This is a genomic window from Pseudarthrobacter sp. SORGH_AS 212 (assembly GCF_030818145.1).
Classification (GTDB): Bacteria; Actinomycetota; Actinomycetes; order Actinomycetales; family Micrococcaceae; genus Arthrobacter.
The window spans coordinates 894038-911602 of the sequence record NZ_JAUTAA010000001.1 but is presented as its reverse complement, the minus strand read 5'-3'; the positions used below and the strand labels follow the sequence as shown (position 1 = coordinate 911602).

General features: G+C 68.1%; 23 protein-coding genes. 10 read left to right on the top strand and 13 right to left on the bottom strand.

The genetic code is table 11. The features are described 5' to 3' along the window. Positions 1-21 precede the first annotated feature (21 nt). From QE394_RS04060 to QE394_RS04035, 6 genes are all read right to left on the bottom strand, one after another. Entirely contained in the window at positions 22-1674 is a 1653-nt protein-coding gene (locus tag QE394_RS04060) for an alpha-amylase family glycosyl hydrolase (protein WP_349033803.1), read from the bottom strand. 32 nt (positions 1675-1706) lie between these two features. Further along, positions 1707-2549, bottom strand: coding sequence for an SAM-dependent methyltransferase (locus tag QE394_RS04055; RefSeq protein ID WP_349035369.1), 843 nt, complete (start codon positions 2547-2549; stop codon positions 1707-1709). Between the two features lie 266 nt (positions 2550-2815). Then, a complete protein-coding gene (locus QE394_RS04050) occupies positions 2816-3568 on the bottom strand; it encodes a metalloregulator ArsR/SmtB family transcription factor (RefSeq protein WP_056084106.1) in 753 nt (250 codons plus the stop codon). An 83-nt stretch (positions 3569-3651) separates the two neighbouring features. Then, positions 3652-4059: a DUF1304 family protein gene (locus QE394_RS04045; RefSeq protein WP_091718634.1), complete on the bottom strand. Its 408-nt coding sequence runs from the start codon at positions 4057-4059 to the stop codon at positions 3652-3654. Between the two features lie 164 nt (positions 4060-4223). Beyond that, positions 4224-4655: a hypothetical protein gene (locus QE394_RS04040; protein WP_349033802.1), complete on the bottom strand. Its 432-nt coding sequence runs from the start codon at positions 4653-4655 to the stop codon at positions 4224-4226. A 117-nt stretch (positions 4656-4772) separates the two neighbouring features. Then, the gene (locus tag QE394_RS04035) at positions 4773-5048 is read right to left on the bottom strand and encodes a hypothetical protein (RefSeq protein ID WP_349033801.1); all 276 of its coding nucleotides are present in this window, start codon (positions 5046-5048) and stop codon (positions 4773-4775) included. 152 nt (positions 5049-5200) lie between these two features. Between QE394_RS04035 and QE394_RS04030 the strand changes: the two genes are divergently transcribed. Continuing rightward, positions 5201-5536: a cupin domain-containing protein gene (locus QE394_RS04030; RefSeq protein ID WP_349033800.1), complete on the top strand. Its 336-nt coding sequence runs from the start codon at positions 5201-5203 to the stop codon at positions 5534-5536. 4 nt (positions 5537-5540) lie between these two features. Here the strand turns inward: QE394_RS04030 and QE394_RS04025 are convergent, their stop codons facing one another. Further along, on the bottom strand, positions 5541-6839 hold the full coding sequence (locus tag QE394_RS04025) for an MFS transporter (protein WP_349033799.1): 1299 nt from the start codon (positions 6837-6839) through the stop codon (positions 5541-5543). A gap of 287 nt (positions 6840-7126) precedes the next feature. On the opposite strand from QE394_RS04025, the gene QE394_RS04020 reads away from it, so the two are divergent. The 5 genes from QE394_RS04020 (at position 7127) to QE394_RS04000 (ending at position 10170) form a co-directional block, all read left to right on the top strand. Beyond that, complete coding sequence (locus QE394_RS04020) at positions 7127-8059, top strand: 2-hydroxyacid dehydrogenase (RefSeq protein ID WP_349033798.1); 933 nt, start codon at positions 7127-7129, stop codon at positions 8057-8059. Positions 8060-8142: 83 nt separating this feature from the next. Further along, the gene (locus tag QE394_RS04015) at positions 8143-8613 is read left to right on the top strand and encodes an SRPBCC family protein (protein WP_349033797.1); all 471 of its coding nucleotides are present in this window, start codon (positions 8143-8145) and stop codon (positions 8611-8613) included. A 7-nt stretch (positions 8614-8620) separates the two neighbouring features. Further along, a complete protein-coding gene (locus QE394_RS04010) occupies positions 8621-8965 on the top strand; it encodes a DUF1801 domain-containing protein (RefSeq protein ID WP_349033796.1) in 345 nt (114 codons plus the stop codon). Positions 8966-9144: 179 nt separating this feature from the next. Continuing rightward, positions 9145-9468 carry a hypothetical protein gene (locus tag QE394_RS04005; RefSeq protein ID WP_056084127.1) on the top strand — a complete coding sequence of 108 codons (324 nt, stop codon included), beginning with the start codon at positions 9145-9147 and terminating at the stop codon, positions 9466-9468. Positions 9469-9783: 315 nt separating this feature from the next. After that, positions 9784-10170, top strand: coding sequence for a VOC family protein (locus tag QE394_RS04000; protein WP_056084130.1), 387 nt, complete (start codon positions 9784-9786; stop codon positions 10168-10170). Between the two features lie 132 nt (positions 10171-10302). On the opposite strand, the gene QE394_RS03995 is transcribed toward QE394_RS04000, so the two are convergent. From QE394_RS03995 to QE394_RS03985, 3 genes are all read right to left on the bottom strand, one after another. Next, entirely contained in the window at positions 10303-10800 is a 498-nt protein-coding gene (locus tag QE394_RS03995; RefSeq protein WP_349033795.1) for a DinB family protein, read from the bottom strand. A gap of 129 nt (positions 10801-10929) precedes the next feature. Then, positions 10930-12189 (bottom strand): MFS transporter, encoded by a 1260-nt coding sequence (locus QE394_RS03990; RefSeq protein ID WP_091718658.1) that lies wholly within the window; start codon positions 12187-12189, stop codon positions 10930-10932. After that, complete coding sequence (locus tag QE394_RS03985; RefSeq protein WP_268158934.1) at positions 12186-12644, bottom strand: MarR family transcriptional regulator; 459 nt, start codon at positions 12642-12644, stop codon at positions 12186-12188. The genes QE394_RS03990 and QE394_RS03985 overlap by 4 nt, the downstream gene beginning before the upstream one ends. 162 nt (positions 12645-12806) lie before the next feature. Between QE394_RS03985 and QE394_RS03980 the strand changes: the two genes are divergently transcribed. The 3 genes from QE394_RS03980 to QE394_RS03970 all read left to right on the top strand — a co-directional run bounded on the left by QE394_RS03980 (position 12807) and on the right by QE394_RS03970 (position 14503). Next, the gene (locus QE394_RS03980) at positions 12807-13316 is read left to right on the top strand and encodes a DUF3592 domain-containing protein (protein ID WP_349033794.1); all 510 of its coding nucleotides are present in this window, start codon (positions 12807-12809) and stop codon (positions 13314-13316) included. Between the two features lie 68 nt (positions 13317-13384). Continuing rightward, positions 13385-13963 (top strand): heme-binding protein, encoded by a 579-nt coding sequence (locus QE394_RS03975; protein ID WP_056084236.1) that lies wholly within the window; start codon positions 13385-13387, stop codon positions 13961-13963. Between the two features lie 33 nt (positions 13964-13996). Continuing rightward, positions 13997-14503, top strand: a complete 507-nt coding sequence (locus QE394_RS03970; protein WP_056084145.1) for a GNAT family N-acetyltransferase — start codon at positions 13997-13999, stop codon at positions 14501-14503. On the opposite strand, the gene QE394_RS03965 is transcribed toward QE394_RS03970, so the two are convergent. The 3 genes from QE394_RS03965 to QE394_RS03955 all read right to left on the bottom strand — a co-directional run bounded on the left by QE394_RS03965 (position 14500) and on the right by QE394_RS03955 (position 15853). Continuing rightward, on the bottom strand, positions 14500-14727 hold the full coding sequence (locus QE394_RS03965) for a helix-turn-helix transcriptional regulator (RefSeq protein WP_268158927.1): 228 nt from the start codon (positions 14725-14727) through the stop codon (positions 14500-14502). The genes QE394_RS03970 and QE394_RS03965 overlap by 4 nt on opposite strands. Further along, complete coding sequence (locus QE394_RS03960; RefSeq protein WP_349033793.1) at positions 14727-15365, bottom strand: hypothetical protein; 639 nt, start codon at positions 15363-15365, stop codon at positions 14727-14729. Before QE394_RS03960 ends, QE394_RS03965 begins: the two co-directional genes overlap by 1 nt. Positions 15366-15460: 95 nt before the next feature. Next, a complete protein-coding gene (locus QE394_RS03955; protein WP_056084242.1) occupies positions 15461-15853 on the bottom strand; it encodes a VOC family protein in 393 nt (130 codons plus the stop codon). A 386-nt stretch (positions 15854-16239) separates the two neighbouring features. Here QE394_RS03955 and QE394_RS03950 point away from each other — a divergent pair, with 386 nt between their 5' ends. Next, positions 16240-17541: a DUF1524 domain-containing protein gene (locus QE394_RS03950; protein ID WP_349033792.1), complete on the top strand. Its 1302-nt coding sequence runs from the start codon at positions 16240-16242 to the stop codon at positions 17539-17541. The last annotated feature ends 24 nt before the right edge of the window (positions 17542-17565 follow it).

Genomic DNA, 17565 nt, shown 5'->3' with positions numbered 1-17565 from the left:
GCCGTTTCAGTTGCGGCGCCCTTAGTCGCGGCGGAGCCACACCGCGTTGTCCGGCTGCAGCCAGCCGGCCTCCGCCAGCGGAAAGGCGCTGAAGAGTACGACGCCGGCGGGCAGCTTCACCGGGCTGCTCCCCATGGCGACGGCCACAAGGAAGCCGGGGCTGCGTTCGCAGAACAGGAGGTTCCCGTCCTGCACGTGCCAGGTGCCGCCGTCGTCCGCCGTGAAGGTGCCGTCCTCCCATAGCTGGCGGCGCACAGCGATCGCCCGCGTGGCCAGCGCGAGCATCGAGTCCGGGTCCCGCTGCTGCAGCTCGATGGCGTGGCGTCCCCAGTCCTCCGGAACGGGAAGCCAGGGGCCGGCGGGACGCTGCGGATCCCGGGACGGCAGCGAAAAGCCGTGGGCCCGCGCCGGGTCCGTGGTCCAGGGGAGGGGGACTCGCGTGCCGTCCCGGGTGATGCCGCCGCGCGCCCACATCGGGTCAACGCGGGCTTCAGCGGGGACGTCCACCTCGGGGAGCCCGAGTTCCTGGCCCTGGTACAGGTAGGCCGAACCCGGCAGGCCGAGCAGCGCCACCAGCGCCGCGCGTGCCCGGCGTCCGCCAGCCTCAGCGCCGCCGAAGCGGGTGGCGGAACGGACGATGTCGTGGTTTTCAAGGGCCCAGGTGGGGGCCGCACCGTGCAGCTTCCGGGCGTCCTCCAGTTCGTTGCCCGCGGCCGCCCACGCCGCCGGGTCCCAGCCCAGCTTCACGAACGCGAAAGCGAAGGCCTGGTGCATTTCGTCGCTGCGCGTGTACCGGGCTGCGCGGGCAGGCTCAAGGTTCACCTCGCCCACCAGCAGGCGGTGCGGCTGGTACTTTTCCGCCAACCGCCGCCACCGCCGGTACACCTCGTGCACGTCCTCCTGGTCCGAGACCAGCGGGTTGGCGCGCAGCCCGTCCACGACTGCATGCGCGGAGGGGGCGTCCGGCAGGCCATCGGCTTTGAAGAGTCCGTGCGCGACGTCGATCCGGAGGCCGTCCACGCCCTTGTCGAACCAGAAACGCAGGACGTTTTCGAAGTAGTCGCCCACCGCCGGGTTCCGCCAGTTCCAGTCCGGCTGGCCGGCCGAGAACAGGTGCAGGTACCACTCGGTGTCGGTTCCGGAGCCCGGGTTGGCCCGGGTCCATGCCCGGCCGCCGAAGACGCTCTGCCAGTTGTTGGGCGGCAGGTCGCTGGGCGAATCCGGGGACGAGCTGCGGCCCTCGACGAAGTGGAACATCTCCCGCTCCTGGCTTCCCGGCCCGGCGGCGAGGGCCTGCTGGAACAGCGGGTGCTCGGAGGAGCAGTGGTTGGGGACCACGTCGAGCAGCACTCTCAGGCCCAGGGCGTGGGCCTGATCGAGCAGTGCATCGAAGTCCGCCATCGTGCCGAACAGCGGGTCCACGCCGCAGTAGTCGCTGACGTCGTAGCCCTGGTCCACCTGCGGGGACGGCTGGAAGGGGGTCAGCCAGATCCCGTCCACGCCCAGCGCGGCAATGTAGGGCAGCTTGCCGAGCAGCCCGGGGAGGTCACCGACGCCGTCGCCGTTCCCGTCCGCGAAGGAGCGCGGGTACACCTGGTAGATGACGGCGGACTGCCACCACTGCGCTGACGGGCTTTCGGGGTGGGCAAGGCTCACAGCCGGGCCGCCTTCCATGATCGGATGTTGGGGGACGAGGGGAGGTGCCGCTACAGCCAGGCCGTGACGAACCCGCCCCGCGACTGGTCGCCGGGCTGCGCGGACGACGACGGCTCCGCACCGGCGTCGCGCGCGGTGCCTGATGCGGGCCGGGCCGAGGTGCTTTCGGCCAGCGAGATGACCCGGCCGTACGCCGTGCACAGGTCCTGCACCGAGTGCTGGGCGCAGCGCCAGCCGGCGGCTTCCAGGACGGACACCGGGTCCGGGGGATCCGCGCGGGCCAGTAGCTCGCTCATGGGCAGGCCTGTCCTAAGGCTGAACTCCTGCAGCTGGGCATCGAGGTCGTCGGTTTTCGGCAGCGGCACGGCGCGCTCGATAACGGCCCGTGAACCCGGGGCCGAAAGCGCTGCCACCTCGCCCAGGACAGCCTGTTGCCCCGCGGCGTCGAGGTACGGCAGGAGGCCTTCCAGGACCCAAGTGGTGGACCGTCCGGGGTCGAATCCGGCGGACACGAGGTGGCGGCGCCACGGCTGCGAAAGGTCGGCGTCGAGGATGGTGCGGTCCGCTCCCGGTGTGGCGGCGAGCCCGGCAAGGACGCTGTCCTTGAAGTCCAGGACGTTGGCGCTGTCGATCTCGAAAATCCGGGCATCCGCCGGCCACTCCAGGCGGAATGCCCTGGTGTCGAGTCCGGCTCCCAGGATCACTGTCTGCGCCGTGGCGCCGTCCAGGAGGAAGTCGTCGATGAACCGCGTCCGCATGCCGATGTAGATGGATGCCAGCAGCAGCGGCTGCCGCAGGGGAGTGGCATCGGCGGGGCGGGCGGGCCACTGTACTGGCATGTCCACATGCGATCGGGCCGCCAGTACCAGGTCCGCCGCAAACGGATCCCACACCAGCCGGTCAGGCCGGGACGACTCAACGGCCCTGCCTGCCGCCACAGCGAGGGGCCGTCAACGGGAGGCCGCGGTCCTGGAATCCCGAGCCCTCTGCATCCGCCACGGTGTGCCCTTTCGTCGGTGGTGGCACCATCGTTGCACGCAGGCACCGCGGCGGATGTGCCGGGGCGCCCCTGTCATCTCACAGCGGAAAACCCCGACCCGTACGAGCCGGCGAACGGGCACCCACGCCGCGCGCCGCCGTCGTACGCACGAGCCGCTGGTTACGTGTACATGAGCGAGCCCGGCGTGGTGAGCTTCTCGCCGGTCTCCAGCCAGGTCTTCAGGCCGGAGAGGATCATCGGCCAGCCGCCGTAGAGCTGGTCGTTGGCGCCTTCGCGGAGGTCGCTGTGCGTGACGGTGAGGTGGCAGGAATCGCCCACCGGCTCGATCTCCCAGGTGACCTTGGAGGTCCCCTCGGCCTTGACGTCGTCGCCCCACAGCGCGCGCATGGTCTGCACCAGCCGGCGGGGCGGATCCACCTCCAGGTTTTCGCCTTCGCCCAGGATCTGGCCGGCCTTGGGATTGCCCATCTCGAAGCGGCCGCCGGGGGTCCAGTCAGACTCCAGGGTGTTGCCGAACTGGTACTTGCTGCGGATGTCGCTGTCGGTAATGGCTTCCCAGAGCTTCTCCGGGGTGGTCTTGATGTAAATCTCAAAGATCTTTTCCATGGGACTTTCCAATCTGGATTTGAGGTCGCTGAGGGCAGCGGCCCATGGTTCTGCGTACTTGCTGACCCATCGGTCGTGGACCAGGCGGATCGGAACGGGGTTCAGGAAATGCAGCTTTTCCCGCCCGCGACGACGGGTGGCCACCAGGCCTGCGTCCTCAAGGATGCGGAGGTGCTTGGCGATCCCGAACCGGGTCATGCTGAACCTCGCCTCAAGCGCACTGAGGCTCTGGCCGTCCTCGCGGAACAGCTCATCGAGCAGGTCCCTGCGGGTGGGGTCGGAGAGTGCTTTGAACACGTCGTCCATACACACAATGATAGGTGACCATATAGTCACCTATCAAGGGATTTATGAGATCCACGTCGAACCGGGCGCAGCCTCAGCACGCGTCAGGGGCCCAGCGGCAGGAAGAGCAGCGCCAGCACCGCCGGGACCGTGGCGGCCAGGGTGCCGGGGACGCTGTCCCAGCGTTGCGGGTAGTGGCCCTGCAGGTCGGCCAGCAGCATCGCGGGTGCAGTGAGTGCCATGTTGAGGCAGCAGTACACCACCAGGGTGTAGCCCACCACGGGTTCGCCGATGTTCACGGCCACCAGCCCGGCTGCCACGCCCAGGGCGATTACCAGGTTCCTGTACCCGGTGGGGATGGCCCACATCATCACGGCGGCCACGTTCTCCGGCGGTGTGCTCAGGAACTTCTGCGCCCATCTGCTCCGCCGTAGCAGGAAGCTCTCCACCGGAAAGACTCCCACGTAGATGACCACCGCCAGCACCGCGAAAACCTGGGACATGATGTTCATGCCGGAAGGGTAGGCCCGCCCGGAAGCCGCAGGCCATCCCCGGAACAGGGGATACCCTGCTGCACCGGCGGGCCCGATACTGGACGTATGTGGGAGGAGCGCGCAGAGCGTGCCAGGCGGGACATTGCCACCCTGGCCACGGACGGACTGGACCTGGCCGCCCTCTACACCGCCGCCCTGGTGCTGGTGCGCAAAGCGGTGCCGTTCGACCAAGCCTGCTGGGCCGGCGTCGACCCCGAAACGATGGTGATGAACGCGGTCACCAACTGGCGGCCGTGGCCAGTCACCGATGAGTACGCAGCCAGGTTCGCCCAGTCCGAATACCAGGGGACCGAACCGAACACCTTCGCGCAGCTCATGCTCCGGCCGCACCCCGTGGCACGGATCTCGGATGCACCGCGCAGCGAGGTGGCAGCCAGCATCCGGATCAACGAGCTGCTCCGTCCGCTGGGGCTGGTCCATGAACTGCGCGGGGCGTTCCGCGTGGACCAGTCGTGCTGGGGTGTGGGCAGCCTGTTCCGGGAAGGTGCCGGGGATTTCAGCGACAGGGAGGTGGAGTTCCTTGCGGCGGTGACGGCTGCGCTGGCGGCCGCCACCCGCATTGCTGCCCGCTCGCAGCACCGTCTGTGGCACCAGCCTGACGGGCCGGTGATCGTCCTGGCCGGCGAACGCGGTGAGCTGCGCGCCGCCACCCCGGCCGCGGCAGCCTGGCTTCAGGCATTGGAGGAAGCCGCCCCGGGCCAGTTCAGCATGGTGCTGTATGCGCTGGTGGCGCAGGCGAGGGCCGCACCGGGCGGGACGGCCAGGACCAGGATGCGCGACGTCGATTCCGGTTGGGTGATCCTGCAGGCCAGCCGGCTCATCACGGGCGACGATCCCCAACAGATGGTGGTCACCGTGGAACCGGCCACCACCCGCCAGCTGCTGGCCCTGCTCCTGTCCGCGTACGGGCTCACCCCGCGGGAACAGGAAGTCTGCCTGGAACTCATGGCGGGCAGCGCCGACGCCGACATTGCCAGGCATCTGTTCATCTCACCGCACACGGGTCCACGACCACCTGAAGTCCATCTTCGACAAAGTGGGTGTGAACAGCCGCGGGGAACTTGTCGCCAGGTTGACGGCCACTGGGTAGCCTTGGCCCATGCAGAAGATATCGGTGGAAGCCCTGGCCCGCCAGCAGCTCGAAGCGGCACTCGCATCTTCCAACGGCCGCGCCGCGGACACCGTCTACGGCGGGCACGAAAAGACCCTTCGCCAGTCCGTGATGGCGCTGAAGGCCGGAACGCGGCTCAGCGAACACCAGAACCCCGGCGACACCACGGTGTTCGTGATCCGCGGCTGCGTCCGGCTGGTGGCCGGAGGGGATTCCTGGCAGGGCAAGGCGGGGGACCTGCTGATCGTCCCGCCGGGCCTGCACAGCCTGGAGGCGGAGGAGGACTCGGCGTTCCTGTTCACGGTGGCCAAGTACCGCGGCTGAGGGGTTAGGCAGGATCCTCCACCTTGTCGGGCGCTGGCTCCACGGTAGTGTTCCGGGAGTCGCCGGCCGGGGACGGGTGGATCTGGCGGACCGGGCGCGGCTCCAGCCAGGTGCGTTCCCGGGGTCCCGGCGGATAGGCGTGCTTCTTGCCCGCGATGGTGATCACCAGTGCGGCCAGCACAGGCAGCGCGGCAGCCACGGGCACCAGCATGGGGCCGCCAGCCACCAGCGCGCCGGAACCGTACAGGGCGCCAACGGTGATGCCCAGCTGAATGGTCAGCACAGTGAGGCCATTGGCCGCTTCGCTGTACTCGCCGCCGGCGCGGAGGATGGCGGACTGGTTGTAGATGCCGATGGCCCCCAGGCCGGCTCCCCAGACGGTCATCAGGACCAGGGCCAACGGAAGGTTGCCCACCGCCAGAGGCAGCAGTGCCATCGAGACGGCGATCGCCGCCGTCGTGATCATCAGTGATCGCCGCGGCCGCGAGTCCACGGTGAGTCCCGCAACCCAGATACCCAGCAGGCCTGAGGCGCCGAGAACGGTGAGCGCCAGGCTGGTGGCGTACTCCGGCAGGGCGGCTTCACGGATGAACGGGGCAATGTAGGTGAACAGCGCGAAGTGGGCCAGGACCAGCAGCGGCCAGGCCGTGGCCACCGCCTTGACGCCGGGTTCGGCGATGGCGCGCCGGATGGACGGCCGGGCGGTATCGGAAATCCGCTGCACCCGCGGCAGCATGAAGAACGCCAGGGCGGTCAGGAGCAGGCCGAATCCTGCAAGGACCAGGAACGCCGCCCGCCAGCCGAGCAGTCCGCCCAGGGCCGTACCCACCGGCGCGCCAATGGCCAGGCCCAGGCTGTTGCCGCTGAAGACGATGGCCAGCGCCTTGCCCACCTGGTTCGCCGGAACCACCCGGGTCACGAACGGCGCCATGGTGGTCCACAGCAGCCCGTGCGCCAGCCCGCCCACCATCCGGGCGATCATCGCTGTGGTGAAATCCGGGGAAAGCCCCACCCAGGCGTTGCTGGCCGCGAACGTCAGGACCAGCCCCACCAGCAGGGTGTGCCGGGGAATCCGCGCCAGCAGCCGGGCGACCGGAACCACGGTCACCACGATGACGGCGGCATAGGCTGCGGCGAGGTACCCGGCAACGGGTTCGGTCACGTTCAGGCCGGCGCTGATCTGCGGCAGCAGGCCCGAGGGGAGGAGTTCTGTGGTGATGGCGGTGAAGGCAATGGTTGCCAGGACCAGGAGGGCGGCGTAGGGAAAACGGGCAGGGGCGGGCGCGGAAGTCGCGGAGGACATGGGGGAGCGGATCCATTCAAGGGGGAGGGTTGGAACGCGGCTCGCTGGCCGGACAATTCCTGCCTTAAATTTACAGGATCCGGGGTCCTGAAATCGACATGGTGACGGCTGCGGCGGGGCGTCCGAAGGGTGGTCACGGCAGCTGCCCAAGGGTGGCCAGACAGTACGTTGGTAGGACTGCAGGTCAGCGGCGCGACGTGGACCGCAGACCGTGATTCGAGGGAAGGCAACATGAGCATTTGTGGAACGGTTCGCCAGGCTCTGCGCGTAGAACTGGCGGACGTGGCATGAGCTCCCGGTTGCGGGTGAGCCTGCCCAGCCGGGAACTGATGGAGGCACTTGAACAGGCCAACGGCGTCGAGATTGTCCTTTGGGACCTCACCGGCCCCGCTCCCGAAGGCCGGCTGGACCTGCTGGTGCCGCCCTACATGGGCAGCGCCGGTGCGCTGGCAGCGCTGGAGGGCGCGGACGTGGGCCTGGTGCAGAGCCAGTCCATCGGGTACGACGGCGTCGCGGACGTGCTGCCCGCCGGCGTCGCCTTCGCCAATGCCGCGGGAGTCCACGAGACGTCGACGGCGGAGCTCGCCTTGGGGATGATGATCGCCGCGCAGCGCGGGATCCCGGAGTTCGCCCGCCACCAGGCCACGGGCTACTGGGACCGGGGCCAGCGTCCCAGCCTGGCCGACCGGCGGGTGCTGCTGGTGGGCTACGGCGGCGTAGGCAAAGCCATCGAGGCACGGCTGCTGCCGTTCGAAACCGCGGTGACACGCCTGGCCAGCCGTGCCCGCCGGGATGCCGCGGGAACCATCCACGGCATCGATGCCCTGTTCGGCCAGCTGCCGCTCCACGACATTGTTGTGGTGAGCGTGCCGCTGAGTGAGGACACCCGCCAGCTGGTGGACGCGAAGTTCCTGGCTGCGATGCCGGATGGTGCCCTGCTGGTGAATGTGGCCCGCGGACAGGTTGCGGATACCGAAGCGCTCCTGGCCGAGACTGCCTCAGGCAGGCTCCGCGCCGCGCTGGATGTCACGGACCCGGAACCGCTGCCGGCAGGTCATCCGCTGTGGACCACCCCCGGCGTGCTCATCACCCCGCACGTGGGCGGTGCAAGCTCGGCGATGTTCCCTCGAATGGTCAAGCTGGTGCGCCAGCAGATCGGCCTCCTCCTCGAGGGCAAGGACCCGGTCAACGTGGTGCTGGGTGGACCGGCCAGCGGCTAGGTGGCGGTGATGCCACTGCGGCTACCCGCAGTGGCATCGTGGCGGCCTGTTCAGGGCTGCTTCCGGACTCCTATGCTGGGTCCATGTCTACGTATGAGGTCCGCCGCAGCTCGGTCATCCCTGCCGCCCCGGAAGATATCTTCCCCCTGGTCAACAGCTTTCGTGAGTGGGGAGCGTGGTCCCCGTGGGAGAAAGTGGACCCCGGCATGAGCCGCCGCTTCTACGGCCCGGCATCGGGTACGGGAGCGGGGTATGAGTGGAGCGGCAACCGGAAGGCCGGCAGCGGCACCATGGAGATCGTCGAGTCGGTGCCCTCCAGCACCATCGGCATCCGCCTCCAGTTCACCAAGCCGTTCAAGGCCCTGAACCCCACCACCTTCACGTTCACGCCCGTCCCCGGCGGCACCGAGGTCACGTGGAAGATGACCGGCGAAAACAAGGGCGCCGCGAAGATCTTCGCCCTCTTCATCAACATGGACAAGATGGTGGGCTCGGACTTTGAACGCGGCCTCACCTCGCTGGCGTCGGCAGTGGCGGCAAAAAAGAACAGCTGAGGCACCCGTGGGAAGCGTTGTCGACGCGCTCGCGGAACTGCCCGAGCCCGGCCGGAGCTGCCTTCAGCACATCGTGGCGGTGGCCCGTTCCGTGGCGCCGGAGGCCACCGAGGGCGTGAGCTACGGCATGCCCGCGCTCAAGCTCGACGGCAAACCGCTGGTGGGGGTGGTGGCCGCCGCCAGGCATCTGTCCATCTTCCCGTTTTCGGCGGCGGTGGTGGAGGCTGTGGCCGGCCGCCTGGACGGTTACTCGCTGTCCAAGGGCACCATCCGCTTCACCGCCGAGCAGCCACTTCCGGACAAGGTAGTTGAAGAGATCGTCCGACGCCGGATGGCTGAGATCCGTCCCTGAACCCGCTCAACTGGTCCTCAGTTGTTCATCCGGCCCTGAACCCGCTCAACTGGTCCTCAGTTGTTCATCCGGCCCTGAGCCGCGTAACCGGTGCCGGGCGGGACCGGTCATGCCGGTGAGGGCCGGTGCATCCCCTGAAAGCCCTTACCGTGGCGCTGCCGGGCGCCTACGCTGGCCCCATGGCTGATACTTTTGCGTCCCTCGTGGACACGTTCAAGAATGTGGGAGTCGCCAAGGCCTACGGCACGCCGGTGAGTGTGGGAGGCCAGGAGATCGTGCCGGTGGCGCTGGTTTCCTTCGGTTTCGGCGGCGGCAGCGAGCCCGGCGATGGCGCGTCCGGCGGTGGCGGCGGAGGAATGGTGATGCCGGTGGGCGTCTACACCACCGTCGATGGCCGGACGGTCTTCCGGCCCAACACCCTCGCCCTGCTCGCATGCCTGGTGCCGCTGGTCGCCGTGGCAGGGACCGCGCTGCGACGCGCCATTGCCGCTGCACGGAAGTAGTGCCGCAGCCCGCCGTCGTACCCTTCCGCGGCCCGCCTGGCCGCGTGCCGGCGCCGCGCGTTCCATGGCATCCGCGCACGGAATATTCCCCTATATCGCTCCGGCCAAAGCAGTTCCATAATGGCCTCATAGGCTTCGGGGACCCTCCCCGCCAATGCGACCTGTGATGGCCGGGGCGCAGGAGAGTCCCAGGTGGCAGCCCCGGTGTCGGCGCAGCGGGCGGTCACGCGGCCCGCCAGATCTCCGGCAAGGAGCTCGCGGACCGTTACAGGGGGAGAGCACCGCCATCGCAAGATTGCACCAAGGAGATTTGTCATGCTCAAGGATTCGCAGGTCATGGCAGTACTGCCCGCCAAGGACATCGACCGGGCAAAGGAGTTCTACCGCGACAAGCTGGGACTCGAGCCCAGCCAGACCATCGAAGGGGATAACCTCATCTACCAGTGCGGCAACGGCACAGCGTTCCTGCTCTACCAGACTGACAATGCCGGCACGGCGAAGAATACCCAGATGGGATGGGGAGTGGCGGACGTCGAAAAGGAAGTGGAGGAACTGCGCGGCCGCGGCGTGGTCTTCGAGGACTACGACATGCCCGGGCTCAAGACCGAGAACGGCATCGCCACCATGGAAGGTATGGGCCAGGGGGCCTGGTTCCTCGACAGCGAGGGCAACATCCTCAACATCTCGTCAATGCCGATGTAGCCACCGGTTCGCCGCACAGCAACCGACGACGCCGGCCGCCGCCTCCCGCGGCATCCCCACCCGGGGTGCCGGGCGGGCGGAAGGCCGGCGCCGCCGTCGTGCGACTTCTTCCGGCCGATCTTTTCCTGCGGGTCAGCCGTTGAGGATCTGTTCGCGCAGGATGTCCGCGTGGCCGCAGTGCTGCGCGATCTCCCGGATCATGTGCAGGTACACCCAGCGAAGGGGCAACGGGCCGCGGCGGTTGCCCCGGACCTCGTCGTCGAGGTCAAGCCCGGATGCCGCCTGCCGGGATGCCTCGCACGCCTGGCGGTAGGCATTCCGGATGCTGGCGATGGTGTCCTGCCCGCCGAGGATGAAGGATTCGTCCGGGGTGGCCGGAATGCCGATCTCGGCCCGGGACCGCCCCGTGATGGCTTCGTCGAACCAGACCTTTTCGACGAATGCTGCGTGTTTGACCAGCCCCAGCAGGGTGGTCCTGGACCGCACCAGGGACCGGCGGGCCTGCTCCTCCGTCAGGCCATTCAGGCAGGCTTCCAACATGGCGCGGTGCTGGTCCAGGAACGCCTCGAACTGCGCACGGGCGGGCTGGTTGATGACGTCGTCGGGCGTCAGGGAGGAGACTGCAGGCATGGCTGCAGTATGCCACGCCCCATGCGGGCCCGGTACGTTCGGAAAGGAAAGCCGATGGCTGGGAAACCGGGGGACGGTGCCGGCGGTGGAGATCTCCGTGGACATCGTGCGCAAGGCGTGACCGGGTGGTCAGACTGCGGCTTCGCGCTTGCCGCTGAAAGCGATGCGGACCGCCCGGCGGAGGCTGAGCTTGCTCCGGCGGCTGACCACAATCACGGCGGCCAGCCCGGTCAGCAGGACCACCAGGCCGCCCACCGCCACGGACCAGCGGGCGCCGAATTCGCTGCCCACCCAGCCGATCAGCGGCGAGCCCACGGCCGTGCCGCCCTGCAGGATGGCCAGGTAGAGGGCCAGCACCCGGCCGCGGAACTGCGGCTCCACGGAGAGCTGGATGCTGGTGTTGCAGCTGTTCAGGAACGTGATCGACGCCAGGCCCACCGGAATCAGCACGGCAGTGTAGAGCCAGAACGACGGCGCCACGCTGGCTACCAGCGTGAAGATCCCCAGGCCCAGGGCGCCGCCCAGCAGGAACCGCAGCCGCGGCCGCGCGCGCCGGGCGGCCAGCAGTGCGCCGGCCAGGGTGCCTACGGCCATGATGGAGCCCAACAGGCCGAACTCGCCCGGCCCCGCGTGGAATTCGGTGGTGGCCATGAGGGCGTTCGTGATGGGGAAATTCATGCCGAAAGCCCCGAGGATCCCCACCAGGACCATGATCAGGACGAGGTCCGGCCGCCGCTTCACGTACCGCATGCCCTCAGTAACCTGGTGTTTGCCGCGCTCTGCCCGCACGGTGGGCACAAGCTCAGAGGTGCGGATGAAGAACAGGGACCAGATCACCGCCGCGTAGCTGGCGGCGTTGAGCAGGAACACCGGCCCGGTGCCCACCCAGGCGATCAGGACGCCGGCGACGGCCGGACCCGTGAGGCGGGCGGTGTTGAAGGATGCCGAGTTCAGGGCCACTGCATTGGAGATGTTGTCCTGGCCCACCAGTTCCGAGACAAAGGACTGCCGCGCCGGGGCATCGATGGCGCTGGCAATGCCCAGGCACAAGGCGGCGAGGTAGGCATGCCACAGCTGGGCCGTGCCGGTGACTACCAGCAAACCGATGGCCAGGCCGGTGATGCCCATGGCCAGCTGGGTCCACAGCAGGATGACGCGTTTGCGGTAGCGGTCTGCCAGGACTCCGCCGTAGGGGCCAAGCAGCAGCATTGGCAGGAACTGCAGGCCGGTGGTGATGCCGACGGCAGCGCCGTCGTGGTTGGTCAGGACTGTGAGCACCAGCCAGTCCTGGGCGATGCGCTGCATCCAGGTGCCCACGTTGGAGACCAGGGCACCGCCGGCCCAGATCCGGTAGTTGCGGTTTTCGAGGGCGCGGAACATCTGGCTCACTTGCCGCTCATTTCCTGCATGATGCGTGCGGCGCGGCTGAGGATGTCACGGTCTTCCGCGCTCAGGCCTGCCACGCGCTGTGCCAGCCAGGCGGTGCGCTGTTCCCTTGCCTCCGCGAGGACGGCCCTGCCGGCCTCGGTGATGTCGATCCGGACCTGCCGGCCGTCGTCGGGATGCTGGTTCCTGGTGACGAAGCCCTGGTCGGCGAGGGCGTTGACGATGCGGGTCATGGACGGGGCCTGCACATGCTCGCGGTCGGCGAGTTCGCGGAGGGTCCGGGCGCCGTCACCGTTCAGGACGGCGAGGACGGTGTACTGGCCGGGGGTGATGACCTCGCCGGTGGCCTCGACGCGGAGCCGGCGCGAGGTGCGCATCACGGCCGTGCGGAGGTCGATGGCGAGGGTGTCCGGGGTGATCTGCGGAGTTTCTTTGGTCTTGGTCTCGGTGGGGGCCATATGGGCGGGTGCGCCTCCTGGAACAATCGGCTCATCATTTGCTTAGCACTGCTAATTAGTTCTGCTAACTATCATCCTCCTTCTTGTTGCTGGCGGCAACCTTTTTTGGTGTGGTTCCGCTAACGTCCAGCCCGCGGCGCGGTCCTTGGCACAATGGACGGCGTGACTGGGCGCAGAACTGATAAGAACCGCAACTCCGGGCTGACCTGGAAGGGGAAGCTGAACCTGGCGGTGACTGTGCTGGTTCTCCTGCTGGGACCGGTCATGATCGGCCTGGGCAGCTTCATGATCGGCGCTGACGAGGACCTGGCGCGGAGCGGCGTCCAGGCAACAGGCACCATCGTGCATTTCGACGACGTCACCAAGGCCTCGGAGCGCAGGATGAAAGTGGAGTTCACATCCGGCGACGGCGCCAGCCACGCGACGTGGGCCACCGTGGACCACGACCAGTACCCGATCGTGGGTGACGCCACCCCTGTCATTTACGCGGAGCACGATCCGGGCAGGGCCATCGTTCCGGGCTACGAGAGCGACGGCGTCTGGGTCCGTGGCGTGGGCATGGTCCTGACCTTCATCTTCGCAAGCCTGGGACTCGTCGTCGTCCTGCTGATGCTGGGCGCCTACCTCAAGGGGCGCTCGCAGAGGGGCAAGGATGCCCTGTCTTCTGAGTAGAGGTGGTTGGCCCGGTCCGCAGCCGGGTCTGGCAGGACTTGCAGGACCGGCGTAGGCTCTGCTCCACCATGACCGAGCAGCAGCCATATGAATCAGTCCGCCGCTATCCGCACTTCGAGCTGCGCCGCTACCCGGACTACGTCGTCGCGGAGGTGGCGGTGGCGGCGGACTTTGACCGTGCAGGGAACGTGGCCTTCCGCCGGCTCTTCAACTACATCAGCGGGAACAACAAGGGCGGTGCCAAGCTGGCCATGACGGCGCCCGTTGTCCAGGAAGCCGGGCAGTCCCAAAAACTCGCGATGACCGCGCCGGTCATCCAGGCCGGCCCGCTCACCGGAGGCGGTGGATCTGCGGAATTCGTTGTGGCTTTCGTCCTGCCGGCCGGGCTGACGGCTGACACGGCTCCGGTCCCCACCGACCCCACCGTGAAGATTCGTGCGGTGCCGGGCTCCCTGGCCGCGGTACTGCGGTTTTCCGGCCGCGGCTCCGAGGCAAACTTCGAGCGCCGTAACAACGGGCTCCAGGCCGCGCTCAGCCTCGCTGGACTCACGCCCCTGGGGGCACCCCGCTTCGCCCGCTTCGATCCGCCTTTCAAGCCGTGGTTCCTGCGGCGTAACGAAGTGGTTCAGGGCGTGCGCGAGGCCTAGGAGCGCGCGTCCGGCACTGACTAGGCTGGGGCCATGGATTACGTGCTTCGCCAGGCCGCCCCGGATGACGCCGAGAACGTCGTGCTGATGCATACGGCCGCGCACGAGGAAAGCTACGGGCACCTGCTGTCGCCCGGCTTCTTCGCGGAGCGGCGACGGTCCGTCCCCGAACGCGTGGCCCGCCGTCGGCCGTATCTTGACGTTCCGCACCCGCGGATCCTTGCCGAGGACGCCAACGGGGAGATTGTCGGCTTGGCCGATGCCGGGCCCCCGCGCCATGAGGACGCCCCGTTTCCCCTGGAGCTCTACTCCATATTCGTCCTGGCCAGGGCGCAGGGGACAGGGCTGGGAACAGCGCTGCTGGCCGCCGCCCTCGGCGACGCTCCGGCATATCTGTGGGTGCTTGAGGACAACAAGAAGGCACAGGCTTTCTACCGCCGCCAGGGTTTTGCGTTCGACGGCGGACGCGGCCACCTGCCGCCCGAGTGGGAGGGCGTGCCGGAGCTGCGGATGGTCCGGGACCGGCCGGGGAACGCTTAACCGGCGGGGCCAGTCACCAGCAGGTCTCCCACCTCGCAGTCCAGCGCACTGCAGACTGCGGCGAGGGTGGAAAACCTGATGGCCTTGGCGCGGCCGTTCTTCAGGACCGAGAGGTTCACCAGGCTGACGCCCACCCGCTTGCTGAGCTCGGTGAGCGTCATGCCGCGCTGCTCCAATAGTTCATCAAGCCTGCAGTGGATGCCGGTGGTTTCCTCCGCGGGCATCAGACCAGGCCCTCGGTGTCTTTCTGCAGCCGGCCGCCGAACTGGAAGACGCCGGCGATGAGGACCAGCGCGATGCCGGCCACGATTGGCAGGAGGCTGATGTTGCCTTCGAAGATGACGCTGCCGGGGGTGCGGTCCGCGTTCAGCCCGATGGCATCCGCGAGCCGGGTCCGGGCCAGTTGGTCCAGCACCTGGCCCGCCGTGCCGGCCAGTGCCAGGGCCGCCCCGCAGGCGCCGATGATCCACGCCGACCCCCGGGTGAACAGCGTGTCGCCCCGCAGCCGGAACGCCAGCAGGAACAGCAGGGCCAGCACGGCAAGGACGCCAACCTGGGTCAGTGCGGCTGCCCACGCCAACTGCCCGGCTTCGGCGCCGGGAAGGGTGGGGATGGTGGCGTCGACGGCGGAAAAGCGGGCCTCGGTGCCGAGTTCCAGGCCGGCCACTTTTCGGGTTGGATCAACGGGCAGCGTCAGCGTGACGGGCCCGGAAAAGATGTCCACGATGCCCATGACGGACATGACGCTTGATCCGGCGGCGATCACGGCCGCGCCGACCATGAGCACCAGGGCATCCGTCCTGGACACCACCTGGCGCTTCCTGTTCTCCGACGGACGTCCGGTGTGCTTGGCCAGCTTCATTCTTCCCCCAAGAGTTATCGAATATCGTTAATAACGATATTCGATAACTTAGTGGGATGCTCAGCCCTCGGTCAAACCTCCGCGGCCGTGGGTGCCTATGCTGTGTGCGCGTCCCTGACGGCGGGCGGAGTCGCACCCTGGAGCACCCAGCGGTTGCCGTCCGGATCGGCAAAGTGGGCAAACAGCACGCCGCCCATGTCCTGGACCTCGCTGATGTCTGCGCCCCGGCCCACCAGTTCGGCGCGAAGGGCGGGGAGGTCCGGCGCCACCAGTTGCAGTCCTTCCAGGCTGCCGGGCTCCATGGCGGTCATCCCCGTGCCGATGACTACTGACGTGGGTGAGCCCGGGGGAGTCAGCTGCACCACCCGCATCCCCGGGAAGTGCTCCACATCGTGGTCCAGCACGAAGCCCAGCTTTTCGGTGTAAAACTCTTTGGCCCGGTCGACGTCGGACACGGGAACCTGGACAACTTCAAGGCGCATTTCCATGCGCGCCACTCTACCTTCGCGACAGTGCTTTTGCGGGGGAATTTCATGAAGGCTACGCCCGGAAATTTGCAAATGTTAAGGCTGCCCATTCAGGTGCGACGGACTTTCCTCAAGATCGAATCAAGGCTGGCGCAATATTGCCCGAGCATTGGCTGGCAAGCCGGAATTCGTTCCGCCCCCGGAATAGGCTCAGCGACGACGAGTTTGTCGGGCTTAGCAGCAGGCCCGGCAGGTGCGGGGCCGCAATTTATTTGGGCCCTCACAAATGGGGGAAAATGTCCGAGTATCCGACCCTTCTGGGGTCATTTCCGTCTGCGCCGGCACCGAAGCCGCCGCAGAAACCGCGCGCATCAACATTCATCGTTGGCGCCATTACCGCATTGTTTATGCTGCTTGGCGCTTTGAGCGGCGGCGTGGGCGGTGCGCTGATTTTCCTGGCCATTTCCGTGGCGCTCACGGGCCTTTACGTACTGGTCACCGGTCGGCGCTCCTGGGCCTGGCTGCCTGCACGACGCAGGGCCGGCGCCGTCGCGCTCGGCACAGCATTCGCCCTCCTGGTGGCCGGCGGTCTCGCCCTGCCGCGTTCCACCCCGGCGGACCTTGAGGCGGCCGCCGCGGCGGGCACGGCGAAGGAAACGCCCCCGACGGCGGCCGCCGCACCTTCGGCGGCAGCGTCGCCGTCGTCCGTTCCCACTCCGTCGGCTACGGCGCAGGCCAGCGGCGAACCCCTCGACCCGGACACCGCTTACACCCTGGCATCCGGCGTCACGGCTGCGGCGCCGAATGCCCAGCCGGCCTACGCCACCAAGGCCCTGGACCTACTGGCCACGCTCCCCATCAAGGGCCGGGCGCCAAAAACGGGATACGACCGCGCGCTGTTCGGGCAGGCATGGGCGGATGTGGACCGCAACGGCTGCGATACCCGGAACGACATCCTCAAGCGCGACCTGACCGGCGTCGCGTACGTCAACGCCGTCCCGTGCAAGGTGAAGTCCGGGACACTGGCCGATCCCTACACGGGCTCGAACATCAACTTTGTCCGCGGCTCCACTACCAGCACTGCCGTGCAGATCGACCACGTGGTGGCGCTCAGCGATGCCTGGCAGAAAGGTGCCCAGCAGTTGAGCACCGAACAGCGCACGGCGTTCGCCAACGATCCACTGAACCTGCAGGCGACGGACGGTCCCACGAATATCAGGAAGGGCGACGGCGACGCCGCCACCTGGCTCCCGCCGAACAAGGGTTTCCGGTGCGAATACGTTGCCCGCCAGATTTCGGTGAAGGCTACCTACTCGCTGTGGGTGACCCAGGCCGAGCATGACGCAATGGCCCGGATCCTGGCGGACTGCACCGGGCAGCTGGCACCTACCGACCAGAAGGCACCTGTTGTGGCCGAACCTGCGCCGGCTGCGCCCGCACCTGCTGCCGTGCAGCCTGCGCCCGTCGCACCCGCTCCTGCTGCACCTGCCGCTCCCGTAGCCCCGGCCCCGGTAGCCCCGGCTCCCGTCGCGCCCGCTCCCGTCGCGCCCGCTCCAGTTGCACCCGCGCCCGTTGCACCTGCCCCGGCTGCTGCCTACTACCCGAACTGTGCTGCCGCGCGGGCCGCCGGAGCTGCGCCGCTGTACGCCGGGCAGGCCGGATACCGCTCAGCCCTGGACCGTGACTCTGATGGCATCGCCTGCGAATAGTCCCTTTTCGCTTCCCGGTTTTTG